Below are 7,547 nucleotides of genomic sequence, written 5' to 3' on the forward strand. Positions count from 1 at the left end.
GCGCTGGACCGGGCCAGCGCACTCAGCGCGGTCTGCCGCGCCGCGGGCCGCAGCGTTTGCACGTCGTTCCATACAGCCGCTGCACAGGGCAGCTGCGCCGTTGCGGCTTGCCACGCGGTGCAGCGCGCCGCGTGGCGTGCGGCGGGTGAGCGGTCGATCAGCAAGGCGAGCAGGGCGGCGCGTCGCTCGCCCGGCCCCGCCCAGCGGCCGATGCGATCGAGCGCCTCGCGTTCGCGTTCAGCGGCGCCCTGCAGGTCGGGATCGAGGGTGATGTCGGCAGGAACAGCCCGTCGCCCGGCGTGCGCGATGCTGGCCGAGCCAGGCAAGGTCGCCGTGATCGATGCGACAGCCGTACTCGGCGCACAGCCGAGGGTTCCGATAGCGACTGCCTGCGGCCAGTCCGGCTCGTCCGTGTCGCCCGGAGCCGGCAAGACCGGAGCGGGCAGCGGAGGCAAACTGCGACCGCACAGCCGCCGGATGCGCTCGGGCAGCGGTGGATGGGAGCTCCACCCCGAGACGCCGGGCGTGCTCAGCAGCAAGTGGGCGAGGGCCGCGGCATGCGGCGCCTGCAGCGGCACGGAGCGCCGGGCGCGGGCCTCGCCGGCCGCGCCGGCGATCTTGCGGAGTGCGCCGCCCAGCCCTGCCGGATTGCGCGTGTACTGCACGGCCGAGGCGTCGGCCAGAAACTCGCGCTGGCGCGACACGGCCGCCTGCAGCAGCCGCCCGCCCAGCCAGCCGAGCGAGCCCACGGCAACCAGCGCCCAGCCGAACAGTGCGCCGGCAGGAATTCGGCCATCGTCGTCCCGGCTGGACAGGCTGCGGCCGAAGCCGAACATCATCTCCAGCCCCCACACCATGCCGATCAGCCGCATGTTCAGCCGCGTGTCGCCCTGCGCGAGGTGGCTGCATTCATGGGCGATCACGCCCTGCAGCTCCTCGCGCGTCAGCCGCTCCAGCGCGCCGCGCGTGACGCCGATCACCGCGTCGTCCTCGCTCCAGCCGGCGGCGAAGGCGTTGATGCTGTCGTCGCGCGGCAGTACCCAGGCCGCGGGTGGGCGCATCCGGCTGGCCAGCGCCATTTCCTGCATTACATTGAGCAAGCGCTTTTCCAGCAGACCGTTGGGCCGGCCGTGCGGGCCGAGCGCCGGCACGCCACCGGCCAGCCGGGCCACGTGGGCGCCGCCTTCCTGCAGCCGCCACTGCTCGAACCAGCACCCGCCCAACACGGCAAGCAGCACCAGGCCGGTGTTGGTCTCGAAGAACAACGCCGGGTAGGCGTGCGCGAGCGGAAAGCTGAGGTGATAGGCGATCGCCAATGCCGCGTTCACGGCAGCCACCAGCGCCAGCACGATGAGGGCGAACAGCGCAAGCAGCCAGCGCGTCTGCCCGCGCGCGGCCTCCTGGTGGCGCCAAAAGCGCATCGCCACGGTGCGACGCGCGCCGGGCTTAGAAGCTCACACTCGGCGCAGCGCGTTCGGCCGCGGTTTCGGTGGCTTCGAGCATGGCGGCCGAACGAAAGCGGAACAGGCGCGCGATCAGATTGGCCGGGAATTGCTCGGCAGCGTTGTTGAAGTCGAGCACGGCGTCATTGAAGGCCTGGCGAGCGAAGCCGACGCGGTTCTCGGTGTGCGTCAGTTCCTCGCTCAGCTCCCGCAGCGACTGGTCGGCCTTCAACTCGGGGTAGGCCTCGACCACCGCCATCAGCCGAGAGAGTGCGCCGCCGAGCATGCTTTCCGCGGCGGTCAGTGCGCCGACGCGGGCGGCGTCCAGCGGCTGGGCGCGCACCTCGCCGGCCGCCGCCCGTGCGGTGTTGCGAGCGGCGATCACCGCTTCCAGCGTTTCGCGCTCGTGCTGCAGGTACTTGCGCGCAACTTCCACCAGATTGGGAATCAGGTCGTAGCGGCGCTTGAGCTGCACGTCGATCTGCGCAAACGCGTTGCCGATCTCGTTGCGCTGGCGCACGAGGCGGTTGTAGGCGGCGATTGCCCACAGCGCCACGATCGCCACGATCGCCAGCAGAACCAATCCGGTCGCGTCCATGTCGGCCTCTCCCTCTTGTTTGGGCTGGAATGTAGTGGTTCTCGGCTCGCCCGCCGCAGCGCTTGCCTACAATGTGAGCACTATGACCGACCCGACCCCCGAGGACGTGCAGCGCTACATCGCGCAAGGCCTCGCCTGCGAGCATTTGCAGGTGGAGGGCGACGGCCGGCACTTCTCCGCGACCATCGTCGCCGCGGAGTTCGACGGGCTCAGCCGCATCAAACGCCACCAGAGGGTCTACGCAGCCCTCGGCGATAGAATGCGCCAGCAAATCCACGCGCTGTCGATGAAGACGCTGACGCCCGCCGAATTTGCGGCCGCGGGCGCTTCCGCCCCGGCCGCCTCCGCCCACACCCATCACTGAACACAGGCCGCTGCCTCGCTGGCGCGGCCTGTGGCGTTTTTCGCATTGGCGCGAGAAGCAGCTCCGGGCGCACGACGAGGCGGCAACCCACCATGGACAAACTCATCATTCGCGGCGGGCGCCCCCTGAAGGGCGAAGTCACGATCTCGGGCGCCAAGAACGCCGCGCTGCCGGAGCTATGCGCCGCGCTGCTGACAGACGAGCCTGTGCGGCTCGCGAACGTGCCTCGGCTGCAGGACGTGGCGACCACGCTCGCGCTGTTGCGCAACATGGGTGTGAGTGCCGAGCGCAGCGAGAGCGAGGACGGCGTGGTGATGCTCGACGCCAGCTGCGTGAGCCGCCCCGAGGCGCCCTACGATCTGGTGAAGACGATGCGCGCCTCGATCCTCGTGCTCGGCCCGCTGCTGGCGCGCTTCGGCGAGGCGACGGTGTCGCTGCCGGGCGGCTGCGCCATCGGCTCGCGGCCGGTCGATCAGCACATCAAGGGCCTGCAGGCCATGGGCGCTTCGATCGGGGTGGAGCACGGCTACATCATCGCCAGGGCGCCGAACGGACTGAAGGGCGTGCGCATCACGACCGACATGGTGACCGTGACCGGCACCGAGAACCTGCTAATGGCCGCCACCCTGGCCGAGGGCGAAACGGTGCTGGAGAACGCCGCTCGGGAACCCGAGATCCGCGATCTGGCCGAGATGCTGATCGCGATGGGCGCGCGCATCGAGGGCCATGGCAGCAGCCGCATCGTCGTGCGGGGTGTGCCGAAGCTGCATGCCCCGCGCAGCGCCGGCGGGGACGGGCACCGCATCGTGCCGGATCGCATCGAGGCGGGCACCTTTCTGTGCGCGGCCGCAGCGGCGGGCGGCGAGGTGATGTTGCGCGATGCGCGTGCCGATCACCTCGACGCGGTGATCGAAAAGCTGCGCGAGGCCGGCGTGCAGGTCGAGAGCGGCGCCGAGGGCATTCGCGTGCACTCGGACGGCCGGCTCAAGGCGGTCGGCTTTCGCACCAGCGAATATCCGGCCTTTCCGACCGACATGCAGGCGCAGTTCATGGTGCTCGATTGCATCGCGCAGGGCACTGCCCTCGTGACCGAAACCATCTTCGAGAACCGCTTCATGCATGTCGACGAGCTGATGCGACTGGGCGCGAAGATCGAAGTAGATGGCCACACGGCGGTCGTCACCGGCGTGGCGCAGCTTTCAGGCGCCACGGTCATGGCGACCGATCTGCGGGCCTCGGCCAGCCTGGTGATCGCGGGGCTGGTCGCCAGCGGCGAAACGCAGGTGGACCGCATCTATCACCTCGACCGCGGCTACGACCGCATGGAAGCCAAGCTGCGCGCACTCGGCGCCGACATCGAAAGGACCAGGGGATGACCGCGCAGGCACTTTCGGAGGTGACGCCTTGATCACGCTCGCGCTGTCGAAGGGCCGCATCTTCGACGAGAGCCTGCCGCTGCTGAAGGCGGCCGGCATCGAGCTCGCTGAAGACTCGGAGAGCTCGCGCCGGCTGATCCTCGCGACCACGCGGCCCGATGTGCGCGTGGTGCTGGTGCGCGCAACCGACGTGCCGACCTACGTCCAGCACGGCGGCGCCGACCTCGGCGTGGCCGGGCTGGACGTGCTGCTCGAACACGGCGGCCAGGGCCTGTACCAGCCGCTCGACCTGCGCATCGCGCAATGCCGCATGAGCGTGGCGGTGCGTGCCGACTTCGACTATGCGGCGGCGGTGAAGCAGGGTTCGCGCATCCGCGTCGCCACCAAGTACGTCAGCGTGGCGCGCGATCACTTCGCCGACAAGGGCGTGCACGTCGATCTGATCAAGCTTTACGGCTCCATGGAGCTGGCGCCGCTGACCGGCCTGGCCGACGCGATCGTCGATCTGGTCTCCACCGGCAGCACGCTGGCCGCCAACCGACTGGTGGAGGTGGAGCGGATCATGGACATCTCCTCGCGGCTGGTGGTCAACCAGGCCGCCCTGAAACTTAAGCAGCAGCCGATCCGCCGCATCATCGAAGCCTTCGAGTCGGCGCTGCCGGCTGTGCCGGCAAAAAGCGGGCAGGAGTGAAACCATGACCGTCGCCGTGCGCCGTCTCGCCACGACTCAGCCGGATTTCGAGGCGGCGTTCCAGCGCGTGCTGCACTGGTCGGCCGAGACCGACGATGCGATCGAGATCCGTGTGGCCGCGATCCTGGCCGACGTGCGCGCACGCGGCGATGCGGCCGTGCTCGAGTACACCGCGCGTTTCGATGCGCTCGAAGCCGCCTCGATCGGCGCGCTGGAGTTGCGCCAGGCCGATTTCGCCGCCGCCTTCGAGGCCATCACGCCGGCCCAGCGCCAGGCGCTGCAGCAGGCCGCGGCGCGCATCCGCAGCTACCACGAGCGCCAGCTTGAAGCGTGCGGGCGAAGCTGGAGCTACCGCGACGAAGACGGCAGCCTGCTCGGCCAGAAGGTCACGCCGCTCGATCGTGTCGGCATCTATGTGCCGGGCGGCAAGGCGGCGTATCCGTCCAGCCTGCTGATGAACGCGGTGCCGGCGCACGTGGCCGGCGTACCGGAGATCGTGATGGTGGTGCCGACGCCGCGCGGCGAGCGCAATGCCCTGGTGCTGGCCGCGGCGCACGTCGCGGGCGTCTCGCGCGCCTTCACCATCGGCGGCGCGCAGGCGGTGGCCGCGCTGGCCTACGGCACCGCGAGCGTGCCCAAGGTGGACAAGATCACCGGCCCCGGCAACGCCTACGTGGCGAGTGCCAAGAAGCGCGTGTTCGGCACGGTGGGCATCGACATGATCGCCGGCCCGAGCGAGATCCTGGTGCTGGCCGACGGCTCGACGCCCGCCGACTGGGTGGCGATGGACCTGTTCAGCCAGGCCGAGCACGACGAGTTGGCGCAAAGCATCCTGCTGTGCCCCGACGCCGCCTACATCGCCGAAGTGCAGCGCGAGATCGAGCGGCTGCTGCCCGAGATGCCGCGCGCCGCGATCATCCGCGCCTCGCTGGAGGGCCGCGGGGCGCTCATTCACACCCGCTCGATGGAAGAGGCCTGCGAGATCAGCAACCGCATTGCGCCCGAGCATCTGGAAATCAGCTTGAGCGATCCGCACCGCTGGGAGCCGCTGCTGCGCCATGCCGGCGCCATCTTCCTGGGCGCCTACACCAGCGAATCGCTGGGCGACTATTGCGCCGGGCCCAACCACGTGCTCCCGACCTCGGGTACCGCGCGTTTTTCTTCACCGCTGGGCGTGTACGACTTCCAGAAGCGGTCCAGCCTCATCGAGGTGAGCGAGCAAGGCGCTCAGACGCTCGGTGCAATCGCCGCCGTACTGGCCCACGGCGAGGGTTTGCAGGCACATGCGCGGGCCGCCGAAATGCGGCTGCGCCGCTAGCTTCTCGATCTGGACGCCGGAGACTGCATCGTGACCAGCGCGCGCAGGGTGCCCTTCACTTCGGCCAGTTCGCGCTGCTGGTCGAGCATGATGCGCTGCATGCCGTCGAGCACCTTGTCCTGCTGGGCGACCTTTTCGCGCAACGCAGCGACTCCCGAGAGCCGGTCGAGAATCTCAGCAACCAGACTCATTGCGGAGAACCGGCCTTGATCGACGCGATCTGCGCGAAGAAAAGCTCGGCGCGGCGTTGGCCGGCATCGAGCGTGGCATTGATGGCATCGAGGTCGTCCTTCGCGCGGCTCGTCGCGAGATCGAGCAACTGCAAGTCGGAGAGCGAAACGCCGGCCTTGTACAGATCGATGGCCGAGCGGGCCTCGACCGACAGGTTGGTGCCGTTGGTCTTGGCCTGCTTTTCGAGGAACTTGCGTTGCGCAGGTTCAAGGTACAGGTTGGTCAGGACCGCCGCCATGTGTTTCTCCCCGAAGTGATGCATGCAATATAGTATGTAATAGACGGCTCCGCAATGAACCCGCCCGTTTCCGCCGCCCTTTTGCACTCTCGGCTTGCCGAGTTCATCCGTCCGGACGTGCGCGGCATGCACGCCTATGCGGTGCAGCCTTCGGCCGGCTTCGTCAAGCTCGACGCGATGGAGAACCCGCACCGCCTGCCTGAAGCCCTGCGGGCCGAGCTCGGCCAGCGGCTCGCCGCCGTGGCGCTGAATCGCTATCCGGGGGCGCGCATCGACGAGTTGCGCGCCGCACTCGCCCGTCATGCCGGCATGCCGACGGGCTGCGCGCTGATGCTCGGCAACGGCTCGGACGAACTGATCAGCCTGCTCGCGATGGCCTGCGATGTTCCGCCCGGCGAAGCGAGTCAGGGCCGCGCGGCGACCGTGCTGGCGCCGGTGCCCGGTTTCGTGATGTACGAGATGTCGGCCAAGCTCCAGGGCCTGCACTTCGTCGGCGTGCCGCTGACGGCCGACTTTGAACTCGACGAAGAGGCCATGCTCGCCGCAGTGCGCGAGCACCGACCGGCGCTCACCTACCTGGCTTATCCGAACAACCCGACCGCCAACCTGTGGGACGACGCGGTGATCGAGCGCATCGTGGAGGCGGTCGCCGAGCACGGCGGTTTCGTGGTGATGGACGAGGCCTACCAGCCCTTCGCCAGCCGCAGCTACCTCGACCGGCTGATGCGCCACGATCATGTGCTGCTGATGCGCACCCTCAGCAAGTTCGGCTTGGCCGGCGTGCGCCTGGGTTACCTGATCGGGCCGGCTGCGATCGTGGCCGAGCTCGACAAGGTGCGACCGCCCTACAACGTGAGCGTGCTCAACTGCGAGGCGGCCTTGTTCGCGCTGGAGCACGCGAACGAGTTTGCGCATCAGGCTGCGCTGCTTCGCGCCGAGCGCGAGCGCCTGGGGGCCGCGCTGCGCGAGATGCCTGGCGCCACGCCTTTTCCGAGCGAGGCGAACATGGTGCTGGTGCGCGTGCGCGATGCGGCAGCGGCTTACGAAGGCTTGAAAAGCCGCGGCGTGTTGGTGAAGAACGTATCCAACCTGCATCCGATGCTGGCGAACTGCCTGCGCCTGACCGTTGGCCTGACTGAAGAGAACGACCGGATGATCGCTGAGCTGAAAGACTGCCTGTCATGAACACTGCACCCCACGAACACCGCATCGCCGAAGTGCGCCGCGACACCACCGAAACCAAGATCCTGGTGCGCATCGACCTCGATGGCAGCGGCGCCGCCCAGCTC

9 protein-coding genes are annotated in these 7,547 nt (G+C 68.8%); 5 read left to right on the forward strand and 4 right to left on the reverse strand.

The genetic code is table 11. The annotated features are described in order from the left end of the window. Positions 1-1,421 (reverse strand): M48 family metalloprotease (locus tag H0W38_RS11925; protein ID WP_292454246.1); only part of this gene is annotated, 1,421 nt, incomplete at its 3' end. Between the two features lie 25 nt (positions 1,422-1,446). After that, positions 1,447-2,040: a LemA family protein gene (locus H0W38_RS11930; protein ID WP_292454228.1), complete on the reverse strand. Its 594-nt coding sequence runs from the start codon at positions 2,038-2,040 to the stop codon at positions 1,447-1,449. Positions 2,041-2,122: 82 nt separating this feature from the next. Between H0W38_RS11930 and H0W38_RS11935 the strand changes: the two genes are divergently transcribed. The 4 genes from H0W38_RS11935 to hisD all read left to right on the forward strand — a co-directional run bounded on the left by H0W38_RS11935 (position 2,123) and on the right by hisD (position 5,789). Continuing rightward, entirely contained in the window at positions 2,123-2,404 is a 282-nt protein-coding gene (locus H0W38_RS11935) for a BolA/IbaG family iron-sulfur metabolism protein (protein ID WP_292454231.1), read from the forward strand. A gap of 92 nt (positions 2,405-2,496) precedes the next feature. Further along, the gene (gene murA / locus H0W38_RS11940; protein ID WP_292454234.1) at positions 2,497-3,780 is read left to right on the forward strand and encodes a UDP-N-acetylglucosamine 1-carboxyvinyltransferase; all 1,284 of its coding nucleotides are present in this window, start codon (positions 2,497-2,499) and stop codon (positions 3,778-3,780) included. Between the two features lie 28 nt (positions 3,781-3,808). Continuing rightward, positions 3,809-4,471, forward strand: a complete 663-nt coding sequence (hisG, locus tag H0W38_RS11945; RefSeq protein ID WP_292454236.1) for an ATP phosphoribosyltransferase — start codon at positions 3,809-3,811, stop codon at positions 4,469-4,471. A gap of 4 nt (positions 4,472-4,475) precedes the next feature. Continuing rightward, positions 4,476-5,789 carry a histidinol dehydrogenase gene (gene hisD / locus H0W38_RS11950; protein WP_292454238.1) on the forward strand — a complete coding sequence of 438 codons (1,314 nt, stop codon included), beginning with the start codon at positions 4,476-4,478 and terminating at the stop codon, positions 5,787-5,789. Here the strand turns inward: hisD and H0W38_RS11955 are convergent. Both H0W38_RS11955 and H0W38_RS11960 read right to left on the reverse strand, forming a co-directional pair. Continuing rightward, positions 5,786-5,980 (reverse strand): hypothetical protein, encoded by a 195-nt coding sequence (locus H0W38_RS11955; protein ID WP_292454240.1) that lies wholly within the window; start codon positions 5,978-5,980, stop codon positions 5,786-5,788. The two genes, hisD and H0W38_RS11955, sit on opposite strands and share 4 nt — an antisense overlap. Continuing rightward, entirely contained in the window at positions 5,977-6,258 is a 282-nt protein-coding gene (locus tag H0W38_RS11960) for a hypothetical protein (RefSeq protein ID WP_292454241.1), read from the reverse strand. The genes H0W38_RS11955 and H0W38_RS11960 overlap by 4 nt, the downstream gene beginning before the upstream one ends. A gap of 54 nt (positions 6,259-6,312) precedes the next feature. On the opposite strand from H0W38_RS11960, the gene hisC reads away from it, so the two are divergent. Then, complete coding sequence (hisC, locus tag H0W38_RS11965) at positions 6,313-7,443, forward strand: histidinol-phosphate transaminase (RefSeq protein ID WP_292454244.1); 1,131 nt, start codon at positions 6,313-6,315, stop codon at positions 7,441-7,443. The last annotated feature ends 104 nt before the right edge of the window (positions 7,444-7,547 follow it).

The sequence above is a fragment of the Methylibium sp. genome, from assembly GCF_013817365.1.
Lineage (GTDB): Bacteria > Pseudomonadota > Gammaproteobacteria > Burkholderiales > Burkholderiaceae_C > Methylibium.

Coding starts and splice junctions, on each gene's coding strand:
- H0W38_RS11930 (WP_292454228.1), bottom strand. CDS start 2,040: ATGGACGCGACCGGATTGGTTCTGCTGGCGATCGTGGCGATCGTGGCG.
- H0W38_RS11935 (WP_292454231.1), top strand. CDS start 2,123: ATGACCGACCCGACCCCCGAGGACGTGCAGCGCTACATCGCGCAAGGC.
- murA (WP_292454234.1), top strand. CDS start 2,497: ATGGACAAACTCATCATTCGCGGCGGGCGCCCCCTGAAGGGCGAAGTC.
- hisD (WP_292454238.1), top strand. CDS start 4,476: ATGACCGTCGCCGTGCGCCGTCTCGCCACGACTCAGCCGGATTTCGAG.
- H0W38_RS11955 (WP_292454240.1), bottom strand. CDS start 5,980: ATGAGTCTGGTTGCTGAGATTCTCGACCGGCTCTCGGGAGTCGCTGCG.
- H0W38_RS11960 (WP_292454241.1), bottom strand. CDS start 6,258: ATGGCGGCGGTCCTGACCAACCTGTACCTTGAACCTGCGCAACGCAAG.
- hisC (WP_292454244.1), top strand. CDS start 6,313: ATGAACCCGCCCGTTTCCGCCGCCCTTTTGCACTCTCGGCTTGCCGAG.